Genomic DNA, 21,034 nt, shown 5'->3' with positions numbered 1-21,034 from the left:
GACCATGCAAGCGATCAAACTCTACAACTTCCCGCGTTCCGGCCACGCCCACCGGGTCGAGCTGATGCTGTCACTGCTGCAATTGCCGACCGAACTGATCTTTGTCGATCTGGCCAAGGGCGAGCACAAACAACCCGAATACCTGGCGATCAACAGCTTCGGGCAAGTACCGGCCATCGATGACAACGGCGTGGTGCTGGCCGATTCCAACGCGATTCTGGTGTATCTGGCGCAGAAGTATGGCAACGGTCGCTGGCTGCCGAGCGATCCGGTCGGCGCAGCGCGCGTCCAGCGCTGGCTGTCGGCAGCGGCCGGCCCGATTGCCTTTGGCCCGGCAGCGGCGCGGCTGGTCACGGTGTTCGGGGCAAAACTCAACGCTGACGAAGCGATCACCCGTGCGCACAACCTGCTCAAGGTGATGGATCTGGAACTGGGCAAGACTCCGTTCCTGGTCGGCAACGAACCGACCGTCGCCGACGTTTCGGCCTACAGCTACATCGCCCATGCGCCGGAAGGCAATGTGTCGCTGGACGACTACGCCAATGTGCGCGCCTGGCTGGCGCGGATTGAAGCATTGCCCGGTTTCGTCGCGATGCCACGCACCGTTGCCGGTCTGCAAGCCACGGCTTGAGGTTCATCGTCCAGACTGCGCCGCTGGCGTGGGGGAGAGGTCGTCATGGAACGTTCACCCTGGCACGCCGGCGAGCGACAACTGCAAGCGCAGGTCGGTGTTGCCGAGCGCATGGAGGAATTCGGTCGCAAGGTGATTCGCACCTGGATGCCGGATCAGCACCGTCAGTTCTATCAGCAATTGCCGTTCATGCTGTTCGGCGCGGTGGATGCCGATGGCCGTCCGTGGGCCAGCGTGCTGGAGGGCGAGCCGGGTTTCGCTCACTCTCCCGAGCCGACGCAATTGCACTTCGACAGCCTGCCCGCCGCCGATGACCCGGCGCAGTTGCAGGCCGGCGCGGCCATTGGTCTGCTTGGCATCGAGTTGCACACCCGTCGGCGCAATCGTCTCAATGGCCACATCGGCAATCTTGGCGCGAGCGGTTTCGATTTGACGGTCGATCAGTCCTTCGGCAATTGCCCGCAGTACATTCAGTTGCGCCAATTCCAGCGGGTCCCGCTGACGGATCCGCAGACCCGGCGCGCCGAGCACTTCGACGGGCTTGATGACGCGGCGGTCGCGCTGATTGAAACGGCCGACACTTTCTTCGTCGCCAGCTACGTCGATGTCGACGGCGAGCGCTCGGTGGATGTTTCCCATCGTGGCGGCCAGGCCGGTTTCGTGCGGGTGGAGGGCAATCGCCTGACCATCCCGGATTTTGCCGGCAACCTGCACTTCAACACCCTCGGCAACCTGCTGCTCAATCCCCGGGCCGGCTTGCTGTTCATCGACTTTTCCACAGGCGACGTGCTGCAGCTCAGCGGCCGCACCGAGGTCATTCTTGAAGGACCGCAAATCGCAGCCTTCCAGGGCGCCGAGCGGTTGTGGACGTTCGAGGTGGAAAAAGTGGTGAGGCGTCCAGGTGCATTGGCCCTGCGCTGGCGCTTCGACGGTATGTCGCCGACCAGTCTGCTGACCGGGACCTGGGCTCAGGCCGACGCGCGTTTGCAGGCGCAGGCTCTGGGTGACAGCTGGCGGCCGCTGCGGGTGACGCGGATTGAAGCGCAGAGCCAGCACATTCGTTCGTTCTATCTCGAACCCGTGGACGGTGCCGGTTTGCCGGTGTTCCAGGCTGGGCAACATCTGCCACTGCGTTTCACTCTCGATGGTGAAGTGTTCATCCGCACTTACAGTCTTTCGGGTGCGCCGTCGGACGACTTCTTCCGGATCAGCGTGAAGCGTGAAGGGCGGATATCGACGCATCTGCACGATCAGGTGCGCGTCGGCGATGTGCTGGAGGCGCGTTCGCCTCAAGGGCATTTCACCGTCGCGCCGCTGGAGCGCCGGCCCTTGGTGCTGCTGGCGGCCGGGGTCGGAATCACGCCGTTGCTGTCGATGCTGCGCGAGGTGGTGTATCAGGGCCTGCGCACCCGGCGGATTCGTCCGACCTGGCTGATCCAGAGTTCTCGCAGCCTTGCCGACCAACCGTTTCGCGCGGAACTGGACCGCTTGCTGGAGGACGCCGGCGAGGCGGTGCGGGTGTTGCGCCTGCTCAGCCAGCCCGAGCCCGATCTGGTGGAAGGCGAGGATTACGACCTCCACGGGCGCATCGACGGTGCTTTGTTGAGGAACCTTATCGACGAATTTGATCAGATCGACTTTGTGCTCTGCGGCCCCGGCGGCTTTACTCAAGGCCTTTACGACAGCCTGCGTGAACTGGACGTGCGTGACGACCAGATCCACGCCGAAACCTTCGGCCCTTCGACCCTCAAGCGTCAGGCCGATCCGGATGCCGTCGTGATCGAACAATTGCCGGCTGCCACCACTTCGGTGCCGGTGGTCTTCGAACGTTCGGCCAAGGAAGCGCGGTGGCAGCCCGAGGGCGGAAGTCTGCTGGAGCTGGCGGAAAGCCGTGGATTGCGCCCCGAGTTCAGCTGTCGCGGAGGTTCATGCGGCACCTGCAAGACGCGGCTGATCAGCGGCGCAGTGAATTATCCACAGCCCCCGGCCGAAGTGCCGGAGGAAGGACAAGTGCTGATCTGCTGTGCGGTGCCGGCGCAAAGTGCCCAGCCGCTGGTGCTGGATCTGTAGGGGATCAGGCGTAGGACAGCGCCTTTTCCTCCAGCAGTTCCTGATACAGCTTCGTCCACTTGCGGCCCATTTCATCGGCTGTGAATAACTGCCGGTAACGGGCTTCAGCCTTGATGCCCATTTCGGCGGCACGGGCCGGGTTTTCCCACAGGGTGCGCATCGCTTCGCGAAACGCCTGTGGATGACTGGGCGGCACCACCAGCCCGGTTTCGTTGTGGATATTGATGTAGCTGGTGCCGGTGCCGATCTCGCTGGAGATCATCGGCTTGCCGTACATCGCACCTTCCAGCAGGGAAATGCCGAACGCTTCCGAACGCAGGTGCGACGGGAAGACGATGGCGTAGCTCAGTTGCAGCAGGGCGACCTTGTCTTCATCGCTCACCCGCCCGAGGAAATGGATGTTGCGCAGCCCCAGCGCCGCTGCCTGAGCGTGCAGTTCCTGCTCCAGCGGGCCGGCGCCGACGATCACCACCGGGTAGTCCACGTCTTTCAAGGCATCAAGCAGGATGTGCAGGCCCTTGTAGTAGCGCATCACCCCGACGAACAGGAAAAACTTATCCCCAAGCTGCTGGCGCCAGCGGTTCATGCGCTCGGCGTCGGGCTGTGGATAACCGGCCTTGTTCAGACCGTAGGGAATGACGCGGGTCTTGTCCTGGAACTGCTGCAACACATCGCTGGTGTGCAGGTAGTTCGGCGAGGCCGCGACAATCCGGTCGGCGCTGGCGAGGAAGCGGTTCATCAGCGGACGGTAGAGCTTGAGCAGGTTCTTCTGGCGAATGATGTCCGAGTGGTAGGTCACCACACTCGGTTTGTTCATGCCGCTGGCGAAATGCACCAGGTCCATGAACGGCCACGGGAAGTGGTAGTTGATCACGTCGGCTTCCGCGGCCAGTTCGCGAAACTGTTTGAACACGCTCCAGGAAAAACCGGTAGAGGCGAACTGGATGTCGAGCCTGGCGCGATGCACTTCGTGCTGGCCCAGTTGCAGCACCGCCGGCTCGGGATTGGCGCTGAGGGTCAGCACCTGGCCTTCGATACCGTGTTGGGTGCCGCTTTCGCAGAGCTGGAAGATCACTTGCTCGATGCCACCGACCGAGTCAGGCAGGTACGTCTTGAAAAAATGAAGAACTCGCATTCAACCTCCCAAAGCCTGGCGGTAGGCGCCGGCCGTGGCCTGCGCGCAACGCTTCCAGGAAAAAAGCCGTGCCTGCTGCAATCCGGCTTCCCGGCATGCCTGCCAATGCGCTTGATCGTCGATCAGGCGGCTCAGCGCATCTCGCAGGCCGTCTGCGTCGTCAGCTTCAATATAGTTACCGGCGGGACCCGCCACTTCTGGCATTGCCGAAGAGCGGGTGACCACCACAGGCGTGCCACTGGCCATAGCTTCCAGCACCGGCAGGCCAAAACCTTCATACAACGAGGGGAAAACCAGCGCCCGGGCGCCGGCCAGCAATTGTGCGACCTGCTCATCCGGCAAGTAGCCGAGCAGGCACACATGACCGCTGGCCAGGGCCTGACGCAATTCCTCACTGAACTGTTCGCGCTGCCAGCCGGCCATGCCGACGATCAGCAGCGGGAAGCGCTGGCGCACGGCTTCCGGCAATAGAGCGTGGGCGCGCAGGGCCAGGCTCAGGTTCTTGCGCGGCTCCAGCGTGCCGACGCACAGGAAATATTCCCGTGCCTCCACGGCGTGGGTCTTGAGCACCGCGTCGATGGCTTGCGGCTCGCGCGGATGAAAGCGCTCGGCGACACCCAGGGGCGCCACCACGAAACGCTCGGCGGGCAGCCCGAAACATCGTTGGGCTTCGTCGGCGATGGCTTGCGAGTCGGTCAGAATAACCCGCGCCTGCTGGAGGCCGTCGGCCAGTCGCCGCTCGATTTCCCTGAGCCGAGCCTGCGGTTGGGTGTCCGGGAAATGCAGGTGCGTAAGGTCGTGCAGGGTGATCACGGTCGGGCCGTCGAAGGCCAGCGGCCACAGGCTCGGTTCGTGGTACAGGTCGATGTCGGTTGTACGACCCTGATCGAAGCGTTTCTGCTCCAGCCAGCGGCGTGCCTGGTAGGCACCGGGGATCTTGCGCAGCATCGGGGTCAGGCGCGAGTAGCCGGGCATTGCCGCCTCCGGCAGCTGCGAACTCCAGCCCCAGCCGTGGAACAGCGCCACGTCGATATCGGTCTCGGCGTGCAAGGCGTTCACCAGTTCGGCAACGTAATGGCCGATCCCGGTGCGCGGCGCCTGGAGAATCCGCGCGTTAAGGGCTATGCGCATGGGACCTCGCTTGCGCCGCAGGCGCCTGAAGCACATGGCGTGCGGTGCGTTCGGCCAGTTGCTGACTGGCTTCGCGCCAGCCGATCCATTGCCAGTCGGTCACATCGCGGGCCGCGGGGAATTGGCCGCTGCGCTCGAATGCCATGACCAGCTCGGTGAGCTGTTGCGGGTCGTGCAAATCGAAATAGGCCATGAACTCGCCGCCGATCTCGCGGAACACCGCAATGTCGCTGCCCATGGCCGGCAATCCGCGCTGCATGGCCTCCACCAGCGGCAGACCGAAGCCTTCGACGAACGACGGGAACACCAAGGCGCTGGAATGGGCATAGGCGTGTTCCAGGCTGGTGTCGCTCAGGTCGTTGAACATGAACAGGCGCCGGTTCAGTTCGGCATGGTTGCGCACCCGGGCGAGCAGGGCGTCGCACTTCCAGCCGATGCGTCCGGCGATGCATAGACGCGCATTCGAGCCGGCTGCCCAGGCGCGTTCGAAGGCATCCAGAAGATAGTCGTGGTTCTTGCGCGGTTCGATGGTGCTGACCATCAGGAACACTGGCTCTGGCGTTGCGAACAAGCGTTCCAGACGCGGTTCGACGGCAGCTTCGACGCTTTGCAGATCGAGTTCCGACCCGAGGTGGAAGTAGTCGAACCAGCGTTTCTCGGCCTGTGCCGAACCGAGGCGGCGCTGCACTTCCTCGCGAACCTGATCGCGCACCGTGGCGGAAATCGCCAGGTAGCCGTCGGCGGTGCGGGTAATCCAGTCGAACCATTCACTGAAAACCTGCACCAGCCGCGTGTCGTAAAACTGTGGGTGGGTCAGGGGAATCAGGTCGTAGATCACTGCGACGATGCCCACGCCTTCGCGTTTGAGCCGTTCGGCATGCAGGAAAAAGTCCGAGTGCCAGGACGAATCCAGCAACACCAGTTGATCGCCCGGCCGGTGTTGCAAAGGCTCGCAGCGCTGGGGCAACTGATAGCGGTTGACCTGCTCGACCAGCCGCAGAGGGATGCCGAACAGGCCGAAAGACGTCAGGCGATAGCCGACGTACAGCGCCCGTCGCGGCAGTTTGCTCCGGCAACGGCTGTCGAGGCGCTGATGCCATTGCCAGAAGCGATGGGCCAGCCGTTCCAGGCGCTCGCCGAACGTGACGATGGCGTTGAACAGCGGCGAGTCCAGTGGCGCCAGGCGCGTCACGCGGTACAGCTTGCCCTTGAGCAGCACCACCGGCACACACTCGACCCCTTCAGCGCTCGGCGGCAATTGCTTGATGACGTTGCGCACCACCCGCTGAATGCCCGAATTGACTTTCGGGTGCCGGAACACGTGGGTGCATTCGACCAGCAGGCGAGTCATGGTGCGCGCTCGGTCAATGCAGCGGCGGGGTGGCGGGTGATCGAGGCCTTGGCGTCGAGCCATGAGCAACCGACGAAGTCTTCATGCCGGTTGTTGATCACATGGAATACCAGGCCATAGTCACGCCACTCGAAGTTGCGATCCAGATGGGAGTCCAGGCGCGACAGACTCAGGGATACCGAGTAGTTGCCCTTGCCCAGGCCCATCACGAAGGCAAAGCGATAGGTCACGCGCTCACCGGCATGCAGGTCCGTCAGCGCCTTGTCCAGGCGATGGGTATTGATGCCATACATCATCTGGCCCAGGCGGTCCTTGAGAATGAAGCCGAGTACCAGCCGTTCGATGTCGCGGCGTACCTCGACCTGCACTTCCAGCACCACTGGCTGGCCGACCTCGGCAGCATCGATGGAGCGATTCTGTTCATCGAGCAGGCGCACCTCGAGAATGGCGGCTTCACCGGTACCGGACACGGTCCGCATTTCGCCACCAGCGAGCTTTTCCTGACGCACGACCTGACCCTCACGCTCGGCCATCAGGGCGTTGTAATAATCGAGCACGGCTTCCGGTTTGTCGTACATGGCCATGTGGCCATCCTTGAGCAGGATGGCCGAATCGCAGATCGACTGGATCGCGAAGCGGTCGTGGGACACGATCAGCAATGTCGTGCCCGCCTTGCGGAAGCTGCGGATGCGCTCGAAGCTCTTGTGCTGGAAGTAGGCGTCACCGACCGACAGCGCCTCGTCGACGATCAGGATGTCCGGTCGCCGCGCGGTGGCGACACTGAAGGCCAGGCGCATTTGCATGCCGCTGGAGTAGGTGCGGACCGGTTGGTCGATCGCCTCGCCGATTTCTGCAAAATGTTCGATGTCGGGCATCAACGCTTCGATTTCGTCGACTTGCAGCCCCAGCAGCTGCCCGGCCATGACGGCATTCTGGCGGCCGGTGAAGTCCGGGTGAAAACCCATGCCCAGCTCCAGCAATGCGGCGACGCGGCCTTCAGTCTCGATCTTGCCGCAGGTGGGGTGAGTGGTCCCCGTGATCATCTTGAGCAAGGTGCTTTTACCCGCACCGTTGGCACCGACGATGCCCACCGACTCGCCGGCTGCAATCTCGAAGGCCACATCCTGCAGCACCCAGTGCTGGTGGTGGCGCAGGGGGGAGAACGGGATCAGCCATTCGGCCAGGCGGCTCCAGCGGGTCGGGTACTGCTTGTAGGCCTTGCCCAGGCCGGTTACACGAATATGCCCCATCAGAGTTCATCCACCATTTCACCGACACGCCGGCGAAACAGCCGCAGGCCGATCAGGCACATCAGCAGCGCGGCGATGAACGTCGGCAGCAGCGAACTCCATACAGGCCAGTGTCCATACAGGAACAGGTTCTGATAGCTGCCGATGAGGTTGGTCATCGGGTTGAGTTGAAGCAGGCGCTGGACCCACTCCGGCAGGATGCTCATCGGGTATACGATCGGGGTCAGCCAGAACCAGAACTGCAGGCAGATGGCAAAGAGCTGTCCGACGTCGCGAAAGAACACATTCAACACGCCGAGAATCATGCCAAGCCCGGCACAGAACATCATTTGCAGCGCAATCAGGGGAATCAGCGCCAGCAGCGCCATGCCCGGCCAGCGCCCGGTGATCAGCAGAAACCCGAGGAACAGGCCGATGATGATTGCAAAGTTGATCGCCGCGTTGCAGAGCACAATCACCGGCAGACAGATTCTGGGGAAGCTGATTTTCTTCAGCAGATTGGCGTTGTCCAGAAACATGGTCTGGCTGCGCAGGGTGATTTCAGAAAACAGCCCCCAGGCCAGCAGACCGGCGCAGAGGTAGACACTGTAGGCCATGCTGTCATCCACGCCCGGCAAGCGGGTGCGCATGATGTGGGAAAAGATCACGGTGTAAACGATGATCATCGACAGCGGGTTGAACACGGGCCACAGAGCGCCGAGCAGCGAGTTGCGGTAGCGCGATTGAAACTCTCGCTGCACGCTGCCGAGAATGAAACCCCGGTAGTCATGCAGCGAGCGATACAGGGAAAGCAGCATTCACACCGTCCTGCCGTACTGGTCTTCGAAGCGGACGATATCGTCCTCTCCAAGGTATTCGCCGCTTTGCACTTCGATGATCACCAGATCGATCACACCGGGGTTTTCCAGACGATGCTTGTGGCCGGCGGCGATGAACGTCGATTCGTTCTTCGCCACCAGGGTCGTGCCGCTGCCGTTGTTGGTGACCTTGGCCATGCCTTCGACCACCACCCAGTGTTCATTGCGGTGATGGTGCATCTGCAAGGACAGCTTGCCGCCAGGTTTGACCACGATGCGCTTGATCTTGAAGCGCGGGCCTTCCTCGAGCACGGTGTAGGTGCCCCAAGGACGGCTGACCGTGCGGTGCAGGCGATAGGCTTCGTGGGATTTGTCCTTGAGCTGCTTGGCCACGCGCCGCACGTCCTGGGCGCGATCTGCGTGGGCCACCAGCACGGCGTCGGCGGTATCGATGACGATCAGGTCTTCCACGCCCACAGCAGCCACCAGCCGGCCTTCGCTCTGGACGAAATTATTGCGGCTGTCGATGAAGATTGCCTCACCGCTGGCGCGGTTGTTGTCGGCGTCGGCCGGCACCAGCGCGGCGACCGCACCCCACGAACCGATATCACTCCAGTCGAAACCGGCAGGTACGACCGCGACCTTTTCCGAGCGCTCCATCAGTGCGTAATCAATGGAAATGTCGGTGATTTCGGCGAACAACGCTGGAGAGAGTTCCTGTTGCAGGTAACCGGTGGTTTCCAGCGGCTCGCTCGCCGCCATGCAGGCGCGGGTCTGTTCGAGCAGCTCGGGGGCGTGCAGTTGCAGTTCGGCGATCAGGGTCGCAATGGAGAAACAGAACATCCCCGAATTCCACAGGAAGTTGCCGCTTTCCAGATAATGAGTGGCGGTTTGCAGGTCGGGTTTTTCCACGAAACGCTGCACTTTGGCCGCACCTCGGGCATCCAGCGGCGCGCCGGTCTCGATGTAGCCGAAGCCGGTTTCCGGGGCGGTCGGCACCACGCCGAAAGTCACCAGATAACCGTCCTTCGCCAGGTTGACCGCGTGTTCGACTGCACGCTTGAGTGCGTCTTCGTCGATGATCAAATGGTCGGCGGGCATCACCACCATGATGGCTGCATCACCGTGCAGGGCTTGCAGCGACAGGGCCGCTGCCGCGATGGCCGGGGCGGTGTTGCGCCCGGTGGGCTCGAGCAGGAAGTGCCCGCGATGCCGGGACAGGCGCGCGGCCTGATAGTGATCCTTGCTCTGGAAGTAGTACTCGCGGTTGGTCACCGTGACGATGTCGCCCCAGCCGTCCAGCAGACCGGCGGCGCGCCGATAGGTCTTGCCCAGCAGCGACTGGCCGTCGGGCAGGGTCATGAACGGTTTCGGATGGCCCTCGCGGGACACCGGCCACAAACGGGTACCGGCACCGCCGGACAGAATCACGGGGATCAGCATGGCCTACTCCTTGGCGACGCGTTTCATGTCCGCATCCATCATCATGCGGATCAGGGTGTCCAGGTCGGTCTTCGGTTTCCAGCCCAGCACCCGCTGAGCCTTGGCCGGATTGCCGAGCAGCACTTCGACTTCGGCCGGGCGGAAGAATGCCGGGTCGATCTTCACGTAGTCGCGGTAGTTGAGACCCACGTGATCGAAGGCGATGCGGCACATCTCGCGCACGGTGGTGGTCACTCCGGTGGCGACCACGAAGTCGTCAGGCTTGTCCTGTTGCAGCATCAGCCACATGGCCTCGACGTAATCGCCGGCAAAGCCCCAGTCGCGCTTGGCGTCGATGTTGCCCAGGGCCAGCTCCTGCTGCTTGCCCTGCTTGATCCGGGCGGCGGCGTCGGTGACCTTGCGGGTCACGAATTCGATGCCGCGCAGTGGCGATTCATGGTTGAACAGGATGCCGCTGCTGGCGTGCAGGTTGAAACTTTCGCGGTAGTTGACGGTGATCCAGTGGCCATAGAGTTTGGCCACGCCGTAAGGGCTGCGCGGGTAGAACGGGGTGTTCTCGTCCTGTTGCTCGGCCTGGATCAGACCGAACATTTCGCTGGTCGATGCCTGATAGAAGCGCGTGTGCGGGCTGAACTGGCGGATGGCTTCGAGCAGGTGAGTCACGCCCAGGCCATCGACGATGCCGGTGGTCACCGGTTGATCCCAGGACGCGGCGACGAAGCTTTGTGCGGCGAGGTTATAGACCTCGTCCGGCGCCGACTTGATGACCGCGCGCTGCACCGAGCAGGCGTCGGCCATGTCGCCGTCCAGGTACACGATGTCGCCTTCAACGCCCATTTCCCGCAAGCGCCAGCGCGAGTCGCTGCTGCGTCGCGCCACCAGGCCGTGAACCTTGTAGCCCTTGTCGAGCAACAATCTGGCCAGATAGGCGCCATCCTGACCGGTGATCCCTGTGATCAATGCACTTTTTGTCATTCTTGTCGTACTCGCTTCTCCCAGTCGGACAGGATCGCCCGCAGGGATTGTTGTATAGAGATTTGCGGCGTCCATCCTGTGGTCCGGGCGAGCCGTTGATGGCTGCCGCAAACGCGACGCTGATCGGCGCGGCGCATGCGCGCCGGGTCCTGAACCAGTTGCAGCTCGACCTCGGCCAGGTCGCCCATCTGCTCGATGAGGCTGCGAATGCTTTGCTCATGGCCTGAGCAAATGTTGTACACCTGTCCCGGCGTGCCTTTTTCCAGCAGCGCGAAATAGGCCGAAACTACGTCGTCGACGTCGAGGAAGTCACGGGTGACATCGATGTCGCCGACTTCCAGCTGCGGCGCCTGCAGCCCCTGCTTGATGCGGTTGATCTGCCGTGCGGCGCTGGCGATGACGAAGCTGTCCTTCTGCCCGATACCGATGTGGTTGAACGGGCGCGCCACCAGCACAGGCCAGCCTTCACTCAGGCCCCATTGCAGGCTGAGGTACTCGGCGGACAGTTTGCTAACGGCATAGGGGTTGCGCGGGCAGGGCGGTTGTTGTTCGGTGATCGGCAGTGCGGATTCTTCGACCTGACCGTACACGTCGCCGGAACTGACGTACAGGAACGGGCCCTTGAATCCTCTGGCCTTGAGCGCCTGCAACAGATTCAGGGTGCCGAGCAGATTGATGTCGAAGGTGCGGGCCGGGTCGCGAAACGCTTCAGGCACGAAGGTCTGACCGGCCAGGTGAATCACGGCGTCAGGCAATTGCGGCCAGAGGTCGGCGAGGCTTTGCGGATCCGTCAGGTCATAAGGTGAAGCGGCAGGCAGCAGTTCCCACGCCGAGTCATCGAGCATCAGGCGCGACTGGATATGTTGTCCCACGAATCCACTGAGACCCGTGATGAACAGACTTCTTTTCAAACAGCGACCCCTTGGTCTTTAACTCTCACCTTTTCCCTCAGGCTTGATTGGGGAATGTCTGTCAGACCGTGTTTAAACGCGGCAGGAAGACGGGTGAAGTCGTTGTTGTATTTGTTTGGCTGCCAATCTGTGCCAATTGCGCAGCAATTTCAACCGGCCAAACCGTGACCGGTCAGTTCTCGTCAGCGTAGCCCGGTTTTTCTCGCCGGGCGGTTCACGAATCCCGAACGGATGTGTTTAGAATGCCCCTCGTCGCAGTTTGCCGAGCGTTGCCAGAGTGGTAGCGCGGCACGGTGAAACTGACCACTAAAACAAGAACGACGACGTGCTTCGGGACACAGGACGATTGTCGGCCATGCCGACCCGTTCGAAGCCTGGCCGTCATAGCGTGAGGCTGCCGGGATGGCGGTCGCACCGTGGGATGCCATGAATTTCATTCTCTACTCGGATGTCAACGACCGCTCCATCAGCCAGAGTCTCGGGCGTCCCGAATACAGCTATTACTTCGTGCTCAAGGCCTATCGTCCGGTGCTCGAAAGCCTGGGCCGGGTGCATGTGGTGTCCACTCGCGACGAAGTCGATCCACTGTATCGACAACTGCTTGCCTCCGGCGAAAGCAGTGTGTTCCTGTCCTTCACCCCGCCGCAAAATACCCCGACCGATCTGGAATGCCCGACGATCTGCGTGATTGCCTGGGAATTCGACTCCATCCCCGATGAGTCGTGGGACGGTGATCAGCGTCAGGACTGGACACAGATGCTCGCACGGCAAGGCCGGGTCATCACGCTGTCGAGCCACACCGCCCGAGCGATTCGCCGGGCCATGGGCGAAGACTTTCCGGTACTGGTATTGCCGACCCCGCTGTGGGAAAACTTCGCGGCCATTCGAGAGCAACATGTCAGCGCGCCGATCAACTCCGGAACGACCCTGGCGATCAAGGGCTGCATTTTCGACAGCCGTACGCTGGGGCTCTGTGCCGATGACCTGCTGCCCAAACCACTGACCGCCGAACAACTGGCCGAGATCGAGGCACGGCGCCCGCCACCCCTGACACTCAAGCGTCGACTGGTCATTGCCCGCCATTACCTGCGTCTGTGGGCGCTGAACCCGAGCGATCAACCCAAGCCCATGGCCCGCGTGAAATACCTGCACCACGGCTACTGGGAAGGCTTTCGCGATCTGTTTTCGGACAAGGCCCATGCCTGGCTCGAACGACGCCTGCCGAACATTGCCGGCCCCCATGAAGTGGCAGTGGACGAACCCCCGCCGCTGAACCTGCCGGACACTTCGGCAGTGGTGGAAACCACCGTCGATGGCGTGGTCTACGTCACCGTGTTCAACCCCAGGGATGGCCGCAAGAACTGGCATCACTTGATCACGGCGTTCTGCTGGGCCTTTCGCGAAACACCTGACGCGACGCTTGTGTTGAAGATCACCCAGAACGATCTGGCGTCCTACTACAGCGAACTGATGACCTTGCTGGCGCAACTGACGCCGTTCGCCTGCCGGGTACTTGTGATGCATGGCTATCTGGATGATCCGCAATATGCGCGGCTTTACCAGGCCGCCAGTTTTTACGTCAACGCGTCACGCTGCGAAGGCTTGTGCCTGCCGCTGATGGAGTTCATGTCCAGCGGCAAACCGGTGATTGCTCCGGATCACACGGCGATGGAGGACTACATCGACGATGCAGTGGCCTTCGTCGTCGAGTCCAGCGAAGAACTGACGATCTGGCCCCAGGACACCCGCATCCTCTACCGCACCCTGCGTCACCGGCCGGACTGGGGCTCGCTCAAACGTGCCTACGAGAACAGTTACCGGATGGCCAAGACACAGCCGCAGGACTATCGCCGAATGTCGGTCGCCGCCGTCGAACGCATGCACGACTACTGCGCCTTCGCCCCGGTACAGCAGCGTCTGGCGGACTTCTTCGGCCTGGTTCCGGCGGCTGCCGATGCCGCCCTCGTGACGGACAACGCCTCATGCTGATCATCATTCATTCGGAAACCAACCAGCACACCATCGCGCAGAACCTCGGCCGTTCCGAGTACAGCTATTACTTCGTGCTCAAAGAATACCGCCCGGTGCTCGAGCGTCTCGGACGCGTAGTGGAAGTGGCGGATCCGGCCCACGAAGTCGATGCGCTGTACCTGGAATGTCTGGCCCGAGGCGAACCGTGCGTGTTTCTGTCGTTCTCGCCGCCGCACCGCACGCCGATCCATCTGGTGTGCCCGACATTGCCGGTGTTCGCCTGGGAATTCAGCACCATCCCCAACGAGCCTTTCGACGGCGAGCCACGCAATGACTGGCGCACGGTGTTGCGCGCCTGCGGGGCGGCGATCACTCACTCCAGCTACACGGTCAACGCGGTGCGCGAGGCCATGGGCGCCGACTACCCGATTGTCGCGGTGCCGGCGCCGGTGTGGGACCGCTTTGCCGCCCGGGGCGCCCAGCTGCAAGGCCAGCCCTCGACGGGGCCGGTACGTCTGAAGATCAAGGGGCTGGTGGCCGACAGTCGCCAGCTCGATCTCGACGCCTTCGGCCCGAAGCCTCTGCGCCGAGGCAAGGGCATCGACTTCCAGGCGCCGGTGCGCGAGCAGGAGCTGCTGCTGGACGGCGTGGTGTACACCTCGGTGTTCAACCCCGGCGACGGACGCAAGAACTGGGAAGACATGCTCAGTGCGTTCTGCGTGACGTTCCGTGAGGTCGAAGACGCCACCCTGGTGCTCAAGCTCACCCACCACGATGCCGAAGAAGCCCTCAGCGACATCCTTCATCACCTATACAAAAACCAATCTTACCGCTGCCGCATCGTGCTGATCTATGGCTACCTCGCGGACGCGGACTACGAGCGACTGGTGCAGGCCACTCGTTATGTGGTGAACACGTCCTACGGCGAAGGCCAGTGCCTGCCGCTGATGGAATTCATGTCCTGCGGCAAGCCGGCGGTGGCGCCGCGCACCACGGCGATGATCGATTATCTGAGCGAAGACAATGCGTTCCTGGTCGAGTCCACGGACGAACTCACCGCATGGCCTCACGATCCGCGCAAGGCGTTCCGAACATTGCGCTACATGACCAACTGGGCGTCGGTCTGCGTCGCCTATCGCAACAGCTATGAGGTCGCGAAACACGATCCGCAGCGATATGCGCAAATGGCCGCCGGGGCGGTCAGCAGCCTGCAGGGATTCTGCAGCCAGGCGGTGGCCGAGCAGCGTTTGCAGGTCTTTCTCGCGCAGTTGTTCGAGCACCGGGCCGCTACAGATACAACGGTGTCCCGGGCATGAGCGGCAAACGAATCCTGGACATCGAAGTACTGCGAGCGATCGCAGTGCTGGGTGTGCTGATTCATCATATGCAGGGCAGCCTGTTCACCGATCCGGTGCCATTGCTGGAAAAAATCCACGCCTGGGCCCAGCCGTGGTGGGGCGTTGACCTGTTTTTTGCCATCTCCGGGTTTGTCATCGCCCGCAGCCTGATCCCGGCGCTGCAAGGTTGTTCGACCCGTCAGGAATACTGGGAGCAGACGCGCAACTTCTGGCTGCGCCGGGCCTTCCGTCTGTTGCCGTCGGCCTGGTTATGGCTGGCGCTCATGCTGCTCGCGTGCGTATTTATCAATCGCTCCGGGGCTTTCGGCACGCTGCCCGCCAACCTGCAAGCGACGCTGGCGGGCGTGTTGCAATACGCCAACTTCCGCTTTGCCGACAGCTTTTTTCATTACGAGTACGGCAGCAGTTTCGTGTACTGGAGCCTGTCGCTGGAGGAGCAGTTCTATCTGCTGTTCCCGCTGCTGATTCTGGTGTGCCGCAAGCGTCTGGTCTGGGCGTTGCTGGCGCTGGTCGCGGTGCAACTGTTCACCCTGCGCACGCCGATACTGATGGTGATCCGTACCGATGCGCTGGCCCTCGGCGTGTTGCTGGCAATGTGGAGCGCGCAGCCGTCCTGGCGGCGATGGGAGCCGACCTTCCTGCGTCGTCCGTGGGCCGGTGTGACTGCGCTGATCGTGCTGGCGCTGCTGTTGAGCTACATGGCCACCGACCGTTTCACCTTCGTCTCTTACCGGATCGGCTCGATTGCCGTCCTTGGCGCACTGCTGGTATGGATCGCTTCGTACAACCGCGATTACCTGCTGCCGGCCGGTAGAGTGCAGCGGCTGATGGCATGGATCGGCAGCCGCTCCTACGGCATGTATCTGATCCACATCCCGGCCTATCAACTGGTGCGGGAACTGATCTTCCGATTGCAGAGTGCCGGTCTGCCGAGCCCGGCGGGGCATCCGGTCGTGACGCTGCTGATTGCCGGTAGCCTGATCGTGCTGCTCAGCGAGCTGAATTATCGTTTCATCGAAATGCCGATGCGCAATCGCGGCGCCGCCCTGGTGCGACGCCTCGGTACATCGCGCAACGCCGTCCCATCCTCTGGAGCCACCTCATGCTGAGCCTTTTGAAGAAACTCACGGCGCCGACGTCCGTCCCGGTAGCCTCGCAGCCTGCTGCCGACAAAGTCGATCCGTATATACTCGGCCTGCACGATGCAATGCTCAGTGGCTGGTTCAACCAGGAGACCGGCGAGCTGTTCAAAGGCTTTCCGGTGACCGCCGATGACACCTTGCTCGACGTCGGATGTGGCGACGGTGGCAACGTCCATTTCTGTGGCATGCGCGGGGCGAAAATCATCATCGCCGACATCGATGGCGCCAAGGTCGAAGCCACCCGCCAGCGCTTGAGCGATACACCGGCCCGCGGCGTCGAGTGCCACGTTACCGACTGCAACCCGCTGCCGATCGCCGATGGCACCGCCACACGCGTGGTGTCCACTGAAGTCATCGAACACGTCGATGACCCGGCACAGTTCCTTGCCGAACTGGTACGTGTCGGCCAGTCGGGTGCGCTGTATTTGCTGAGCGTCCCTCACCCGAGCTCCGAAGATTTGCAGAAAGACATCGCCGCACCGGAGTATTTCCAGAAGCCCAACCACATTCGCATCATCAGTGAAGAGCAGTTCAAGGCGATGGTCAGCGAGGCCGGGCTGGAGATCATCAGCCACAGCCAGTACGGGTTTTACTGGTCGATGTGGATGATGCTGTTCTGGGAAGCCAAGGTCGAATTCAGCAACCCGGATCATCCGCTGCTCAACCATTGGGCCGAGACCTGGCAAGCGGTGCTCGACTCGCCGCGCGGCGCGCAGATCAAGCAGGCACTGGATGCGGTGGTGGCGAAAAGTCAGGTGATCATCGCCCGCAAGCCCTGAGTGCTTTTGTGTAACCTTGCAGCCTGATGTTTCAGGGATCTGCAAGGTATGCGCTTTTTTATCGGGTGGTCAGCCGTGGTGGCGGTGTTGCTGCTGTGTGCCTGTGAACGCCAGGATGCCGCGCCGCTCGATCAGCAACTCTACGTCTGGCAACGGCAATGGACGCCGGCCCATGAACTCGCCCTGAAGGGCAGTCATGGCGACTTCTCGACGCTTCGGGTGCTAGCGCTGCAAGCCTTCCCGAATGCCGGATGGAGTCGGGCGCGAGTCGATTTCGCGCTGCTGAAGCAGGATGCCCGACCGCTGATTGCGGTGATTCGCCTCGACGGCCAGCTCCAGGCGCTCGACCAGCAAGCCGTCACGGCGCAGATCCTGCAGGTGCTCGCCGACTGGCAAGGGCAGGGACTGACCCCGAGCGGCGTCGAGATCGACCATGACGCCGGCAATGCCCGATTGCCGGACTACACCAGGTTCCTCGTTCATTTGCGCGGCGCATTGCCGGCCAACCTGCCCTTGAGCATCACCGCATTGCCCGCCTGGCTCGACAGCCCGCAATTGCCGGCGCTGCTGGCGGCTGTCGACAGCAGTGTGTTGCAGGTGCACGCCGTCAGCGATCCCCGTCGAGGTCTGTTCGACCCCGAGCAGGCCCGGCGCTGGGCCAACGCCTGGGGGAGGGTGACCGACAGACCGTTCTACCTGGCGCTGCCAGCCTATGGCGTGGCGCTGTTGCCGGACGCCAGTGGCGCTCCGGTGGTGGAGAGTGAAGTCACACTGGAACGCAGCGGCGAGCGACGCGAGTTGCTCGCCGATCCGCAGCAACTGAGCCGGCTGGCCATTGAATTACGCGAGGATCGCCCGGCGCATCTGGCCGGTCTGATCTGGTTTCGCCTGCCGCTGGCCAACGACCGCAGGGCCTGGAGTCTGAGCACGCTGCGGGCAGTCGCCCGAGGCGATGCGTTGAGCAGCCAGCTCGGCCTGACGTTCACCGAACACAACGGCCTGCAAGACATCGCCCTGCGTAACGTCGGCAACCTGGACAGCGCGTGGCCCGCGCGCATCACGGTCAACGCCCGGGGTTGCGAAGGCGCTGACGCGCTCGCCGGTTATGCATTGCAACAGACTGCGGATCTGCTTACCTTCACCCGCTTGCGCGACGGCCGATTGCCGGCGGGCGGGCAGCGTGCGATCGGTTGGGCACGTTGCGCAAATATTGATCAAGGAGGTTCGCATGTTGACCCGTAACTGGCCCCGCCATCTGCTTTGCCTGAGCCTCAGCCTGCCGCTGGGATCGGCGCTGGCCTGCGGCCCGGATTTCCCGATGCGTCTGCTCGACGATCGCGGGCAATCCCTGGCGGAACTGCCGGAGGGTAACTTCAGGTTCGAGATCAGTCGCCTCGGCAAAGCCATTCCCGGGTTGAAGAACGTCACGGCGGTGACGTACAACCCGGACGACATCTATGGTGAACCGAAGGAGCCCGCTGAGTTGCGCGAGAAGGCCGAGCAGCAGGGCCTGAGCGCGGAGCAGCAGGCGCTGGTCAAGCAACTGCGCAGCCTCACCGATGCGCGTCAGGTCGAGGAGCAGGGCGCGAGCCTGCCGGCGGAGCTGCGTCTGTATGTGGCGGGTGCCGTGGCGTTCGGCGCTGGCGATCATCAACTGGCCGTCGAATATTTCCGCCAGTTGCTGGCGCTGCCGGCCGATCAACGCGCGCTGCGCAGCACCTGGGCCGCTTACTCGCTGGGCCGGGCGTTCTTCGCCATGAGCAGCGAAGCGGGTGATGCGCTTGAGGCGCTGGAAAACGCCATCGAAGCCTTCCGCCAGACGCGGCAACTGAGCATCGACGGTTTCAGCGATCCGCTGGAGCTGGGCGTGGCCAGCCTCGGAGAAGAGGCGCGAGCGCTGCGCACGGCGGGCAGCTGGGACAAGGCCATTGAGCTCTATGCCACGCAAAACCTGCATGGCTCGAACGTCGGCTACACCTCGCTGAAGTTGTTGATGAACGATCTGGCCGAAGAACCCGAGGATCGACTGGAAAAGTTGCTGCGTGGCAAAGCCGTACAGCAATTGGTCACCGCCTCGCTGATCAGCCGGATCGGCTGGTCGTTCGGCGATGAGCCGCCGAACGAGAAAAAACTGATCAAGGCCCTGCAGGAAAGCACCCGTGGCAGCCTCGATAACGCGGATCGCCTGGCGGCCATGAATTATCAACAGGGCGATTACGCCAGCGCCAAGGCGTTCCTCGAACACGCCGGCGACAGCGGCCTGGCGTGGTGGCTGCGGGCGAAACTGGCGGTGCGCGATGGCGATAAAAACGCCGCTGTAGCGGCTTATGCCAAAGCCGCGCAAGCCTTCCCGCAGGACGAGTCCTGGGGTGAACGGCGTACCGCCGACTGGAATCTGGAATCCCTTCAGCCCAAGTGCCGGGTCGAAGGTGAAAGCGCGATTCTGGCGCTGCAACGTGGCGAGTATCTGCAGGCGTTCGATCAGTTGTATCGCAGCCAGAGCATTTACTGGTTCGACGCAGCGACCGTGGCCGAGCGGGTTCTGACGCTTGATGAGCTCAAACAGTATGTCGATGCCAAGGTTCCGGCACCGCCCGCGCTGAGCCAGAAGGATCGCGACAATTACGTGCCGCTGCCGGTGGCCGCGAGCCTGCGCAATCTGCTGGGTCGACGCATGTTGCGTGAGGGTCACTACGAAGAGGCGGTCGGTTATTTCGACAATCCCGATTTGCAGCACAAGGCCCGGCTCTACGGCCAGCAACGGATAAAAGCCGATTCGGCGTGGTGGCCGACCAAGCGTGCCAGTGCGCTGTTCAATGCCGCGTGGACGGCCCGCGAATGGGGCATGGACATCCTGGGCTACGAAATGGCCCCGGATTACGCAACCTTCGGCGGCAACTACAGCCTGGAAAGCACCGAGCTGAAAGTCGGGCCGCTGGTGAGCGAAGCCGAGGTGCAACGGCAGAAGGCCAGTGAAGCGCAGCCGGATGAGCGCTATCACTACCGGTTCGTTGCCACGGCGTTGGCCAGTCGTGCGGCGGATAACCTGCCGCACACCAGTCAGGCGTTCGCTGCCGTGCTGTGCTCGGCAGCCGGTTGGAACAGCAGCCTGGAAGAGCAAAGTGCGTTGTACAAGCGCTATGTCGATGAAGGGCCTTACGTTCCATGGGCCGTGGATTTCGGTCATCAGTGCCCGTATCCCGACTTCGAAAATGCCGATAAGCGCTATGTCACTCAGGTGACCGATTCGGTGCGTTCGACTCTGCGGCCCTACAAGTGGCCGGTGATCGGTGCGATTGTCGCGTTCACGGCCGTTGCGTTGTTGCTGGTTACCCGCCGTCAGCGCAAGGCCCGCAAAACTTAAGCCTGCTGCACGAAGGTCAGGCGCACGGCAAAGCCGATCAACAGGCTGCCGAATAACCACTGCTGCACCCGTTGGGCCGTCGGGCTGTGTTTCAGCCAGCGGCCCAGCGCGGTGCCGAGCAAGGCATAGGCGCTGTCGAACAGCAATCCTGCGGCCACCAGCATTGCACCAAGCACCGCAAACTGCGTCAGCACCGGTGCACCATCCGCCACGATGAACTGCGGCAGCAGCACCGAGCAGAACAACAAGGCTTTCGGGTTGAGCAGGTTGGTCAGCAGGCCACGGCGGATCGCTGCGCGCCACTGGCCATGGCTCGCCGTTACGGTGCCGGCGTTCAGATCCGGCAGCAGCGTGGTGCGCAGGCATTGAATGCCGATCCACAGCAAGTACGCCGCCCCGGCCATCCGCACCGCATCGAACGTCCACGGCGCAGCCTTGAACAGCGCCGCCAGTCCCAGCGCCGCGAGCGCTACATGACAACCTCGGGCAACCGCCAGACCCACTGCCGTGGCCAGCGCTGCACCGCGACCCTGGCGGGCACCGGTCTGCAGCAACAGGATCATGTCCGGGCCGGGCAGCAGATAGACCACCGCCAAAGCCAGGAAAAACAGCCAGAGACTCGCCATGTCGCCCCCCTTTCGTTGTCGATTCGGTGCAACCAGTCTATGACCGAGGGGCAGGGCAGGTGCTTGCGTAGTTCGCTTCTATAACCTCGTGGATTGGCAT

General features: G+C 62.6%; 17 protein-coding genes. 8 read left to right on the top strand and 9 right to left on the bottom strand.

Annotated features, from left to right (window positions below):
- The first annotated feature begins 4 nt into the window (after positions 1-4).
- Together DLD99_RS28890 and DLD99_RS28885 are read left to right on the top strand one after the other, a co-directional pair.
- Positions 5-631 (top strand): glutathione S-transferase family protein, encoded by a 627-nt coding sequence (locus tag DLD99_RS28890; protein ID WP_114886507.1) that lies wholly within the window; start codon positions 5-7, stop codon positions 629-631.
- Positions 632-676: 45 nt separating this feature from the next.
- On the top strand, positions 677-2,701 hold the full coding sequence (locus DLD99_RS28885) for a 2Fe-2S iron-sulfur cluster-binding protein (protein WP_114886505.1): 2,025 nt from the start codon (positions 677-679) through the stop codon (positions 2,699-2,701).
- A 4-nt stretch (positions 2,702-2,705) separates the two neighbouring features.
- Here DLD99_RS28885 and DLD99_RS28880 read toward each other — a convergent pair whose 3' ends face one another.
- Genes DLD99_RS28880 through DLD99_RS28845 form a run of 8 tightly spaced genes read right to left on the bottom strand, consistent with a single transcriptional unit; the run spans position 2,706 to position 11,694 of the window.
- Entirely contained in the window at positions 2,706-3,836 is a 1,131-nt protein-coding gene (locus tag DLD99_RS28880) for a glycosyltransferase family 4 protein (protein ID WP_114886503.1), read from the bottom strand.
- Positions 3,837-4,967, bottom strand: coding sequence for a glycosyltransferase family 4 protein (locus DLD99_RS28875; RefSeq protein ID WP_114886823.1), 1,131 nt, complete (start codon positions 4,965-4,967; stop codon positions 3,837-3,839).
- Entirely contained in the window at positions 4,951-6,318 is a 1,368-nt protein-coding gene (locus tag DLD99_RS28870) for a glycosyltransferase family 4 protein (protein WP_114886501.1), read from the bottom strand. Before DLD99_RS28870 ends, DLD99_RS28875 begins: the two co-directional genes overlap by 17 nt.
- Complete coding sequence (locus DLD99_RS28865) at positions 6,315-7,568, bottom strand: ABC transporter ATP-binding protein (RefSeq protein ID WP_114886499.1); 1,254 nt, start codon at positions 7,566-7,568, stop codon at positions 6,315-6,317. The genes DLD99_RS28870 and DLD99_RS28865 overlap by 4 nt, the downstream gene beginning before the upstream one ends.
- Positions 7,568-8,365, bottom strand: coding sequence for an ABC transporter permease (locus DLD99_RS28860; RefSeq protein ID WP_114886497.1), 798 nt, complete (start codon positions 8,363-8,365; stop codon positions 7,568-7,570). Before DLD99_RS28860 ends, DLD99_RS28865 begins: the two co-directional genes overlap by 1 nt.
- A complete protein-coding gene (locus DLD99_RS28855) occupies positions 8,366-9,808 on the bottom strand; it encodes a mannose-1-phosphate guanylyltransferase/mannose-6-phosphate isomerase (RefSeq protein ID WP_114886495.1) in 1,443 nt (480 codons plus the stop codon).
- A gap of 3 nt (positions 9,809-9,811) precedes the next feature.
- Complete coding sequence (gene gmd, locus DLD99_RS28850; RefSeq protein WP_085708757.1) at positions 9,812-10,783, bottom strand: GDP-mannose 4,6-dehydratase; 972 nt, start codon at positions 10,781-10,783, stop codon at positions 9,812-9,814.
- Positions 10,780-11,694, bottom strand: coding sequence for a GDP-mannose 4,6-dehydratase (locus DLD99_RS28845; RefSeq protein ID WP_114886493.1), 915 nt, complete (start codon positions 11,692-11,694; stop codon positions 10,780-10,782). Before DLD99_RS28845 ends, gmd begins: the two co-directional genes overlap by 4 nt.
- Before the next feature lie 426 nt (positions 11,695-12,120).
- Between DLD99_RS28845 and DLD99_RS28840 the strand changes: the two genes are divergently transcribed.
- Genes DLD99_RS28840 through DLD99_RS28815 form a run of 6 tightly spaced genes read left to right on the top strand, consistent with a single transcriptional unit; the run spans position 12,121 to position 20,308 of the window.
- Positions 12,121-13,683 (top strand): glycosyltransferase, encoded by a 1,563-nt coding sequence (locus DLD99_RS28840; protein ID WP_244220766.1) that lies wholly within the window; start codon positions 12,121-12,123, stop codon positions 13,681-13,683.
- The gene (locus tag DLD99_RS28835; protein ID WP_114886489.1) at positions 13,677-14,981 is read left to right on the top strand and encodes a glycosyltransferase; all 1,305 of its coding nucleotides are present in this window, start codon (positions 13,677-13,679) and stop codon (positions 14,979-14,981) included. The genes DLD99_RS28840 and DLD99_RS28835 overlap by 7 nt, the downstream gene beginning before the upstream one ends.
- On the top strand, positions 14,978-16,132 hold the full coding sequence (locus tag DLD99_RS28830; RefSeq protein ID WP_114886487.1) for an acyltransferase family protein: 1,155 nt from the start codon (positions 14,978-14,980) through the stop codon (positions 16,130-16,132). Before DLD99_RS28835 ends, DLD99_RS28830 begins: the two co-directional genes overlap by 4 nt.
- The gene (locus DLD99_RS28825) at positions 16,126-16,944 is read left to right on the top strand and encodes a class I SAM-dependent methyltransferase (RefSeq protein ID WP_114886485.1); all 819 of its coding nucleotides are present in this window, start codon (positions 16,126-16,128) and stop codon (positions 16,942-16,944) included. The genes DLD99_RS28830 and DLD99_RS28825 overlap by 7 nt, the downstream gene beginning before the upstream one ends.
- Before the next feature lie 48 nt (positions 16,945-16,992).
- The gene (locus DLD99_RS28820) at positions 16,993-18,186 is read left to right on the top strand and encodes a DUF3142 domain-containing protein (RefSeq protein WP_114886483.1); all 1,194 of its coding nucleotides are present in this window, start codon (positions 16,993-16,995) and stop codon (positions 18,184-18,186) included.
- Positions 18,173-20,308: a tetratricopeptide repeat protein gene (locus tag DLD99_RS28815; protein ID WP_114886481.1), complete on the top strand. Its 2,136-nt coding sequence runs from the start codon at positions 18,173-18,175 to the stop codon at positions 20,306-20,308. The genes DLD99_RS28820 and DLD99_RS28815 overlap by 14 nt, the downstream gene beginning before the upstream one ends.
- On the opposite strand, the gene DLD99_RS28810 is transcribed toward DLD99_RS28815, so the two are convergent.
- Complete coding sequence (locus tag DLD99_RS28810) at positions 20,305-20,934, bottom strand: LysE family translocator (protein WP_114886479.1); 630 nt, start codon at positions 20,932-20,934, stop codon at positions 20,305-20,307. The two genes, DLD99_RS28815 and DLD99_RS28810, sit on opposite strands and share 4 nt — an antisense overlap.
- Positions 20,935-21,034: the final 100 nt, after the last annotated feature.

The sequence above is a fragment of the Pseudomonas kribbensis genome (genome assembly GCF_003352185.1).
GTDB lineage: Bacteria > Pseudomonadota > Gammaproteobacteria > Pseudomonadales > Pseudomonadaceae > Aquipseudomonas > Aquipseudomonas kribbensis.
Note: the sequence above shows the minus strand (reverse complement) of the source record. Positions and strands in the feature narration are given on the sequence as shown.

Excerpts from the sequence above, each read along its gene's own strand:
- DLD99_RS28890 (WP_114886507.1), top strand. The coding sequence starts at position 5 with ATGCAAGCGATCAAACTCTACAACTTCCCGCGTTCCGGCCACGCCCAC.
- DLD99_RS28885 (WP_114886505.1), top strand. The coding sequence starts at position 677 with ATGGAACGTTCACCCTGGCACGCCGGCGAGCGACAACTGCAAGCGCAG.
- DLD99_RS28880 (WP_114886503.1), bottom strand. The coding sequence starts at position 3,836 with ATGCGAGTTCTTCATTTTTTCAAGACGTACCTGCCTGACTCGGTCGGT.
- DLD99_RS28875 (WP_114886823.1), bottom strand. The coding sequence starts at position 4,967 with ATGCGCATAGCCCTTAACGCGCGGATTCTCCAGGCGCCGCGCACCGGG.
- DLD99_RS28870 (WP_114886501.1), bottom strand. The coding sequence starts at position 6,318 with ATGACTCGCCTGCTGGTCGAATGCACCCACGTGTTCCGGCACCCGAAA.
- DLD99_RS28865 (WP_114886499.1), bottom strand. The coding sequence starts at position 7,568 with ATGGGGCATATTCGTGTAACCGGCCTGGGCAAGGCCTACAAGCAGTAC.
- DLD99_RS28860 (WP_114886497.1), bottom strand. The coding sequence starts at position 8,365 with ATGCTGCTTTCCCTGTATCGCTCGCTGCATGACTACCGGGGTTTCATT.
- DLD99_RS28855 (WP_114886495.1), bottom strand. The coding sequence starts at position 9,808 with ATGCTGATCCCCGTGATTCTGTCCGGCGGTGCCGGTACCCGTTTGTGG.
- gmd (WP_085708757.1), bottom strand. The coding sequence starts at position 10,783 with ATGACAAAAAGTGCATTGATCACAGGGATCACCGGTCAGGATGGCGCC.
- DLD99_RS28840 (WP_244220766.1), top strand. The coding sequence starts at position 12,121 with ATGAATTTCATTCTCTACTCGGATGTCAACGACCGCTCCATCAGCCAG.
- DLD99_RS28835 (WP_114886489.1), top strand. The coding sequence starts at position 13,677 with ATGCTGATCATCATTCATTCGGAAACCAACCAGCACACCATCGCGCAG.
- DLD99_RS28830 (WP_114886487.1), top strand. The coding sequence starts at position 14,978 with ATGAGCGGCAAACGAATCCTGGACATCGAAGTACTGCGAGCGATCGCA.
- DLD99_RS28825 (WP_114886485.1), top strand. The coding sequence starts at position 16,126 with ATGCTGAGCCTTTTGAAGAAACTCACGGCGCCGACGTCCGTCCCGGTA.
- DLD99_RS28820 (WP_114886483.1), top strand. The coding sequence starts at position 16,993 with ATGCGCTTTTTTATCGGGTGGTCAGCCGTGGTGGCGGTGTTGCTGCTG.
- DLD99_RS28815 (WP_114886481.1), top strand. The coding sequence starts at position 18,173 with ATGTTGACCCGTAACTGGCCCCGCCATCTGCTTTGCCTGAGCCTCAGC.
- DLD99_RS28810 (WP_114886479.1), bottom strand. The coding sequence starts at position 20,934 with ATGGCGAGTCTCTGGCTGTTTTTCCTGGCTTTGGCGGTGGTCTATCTG.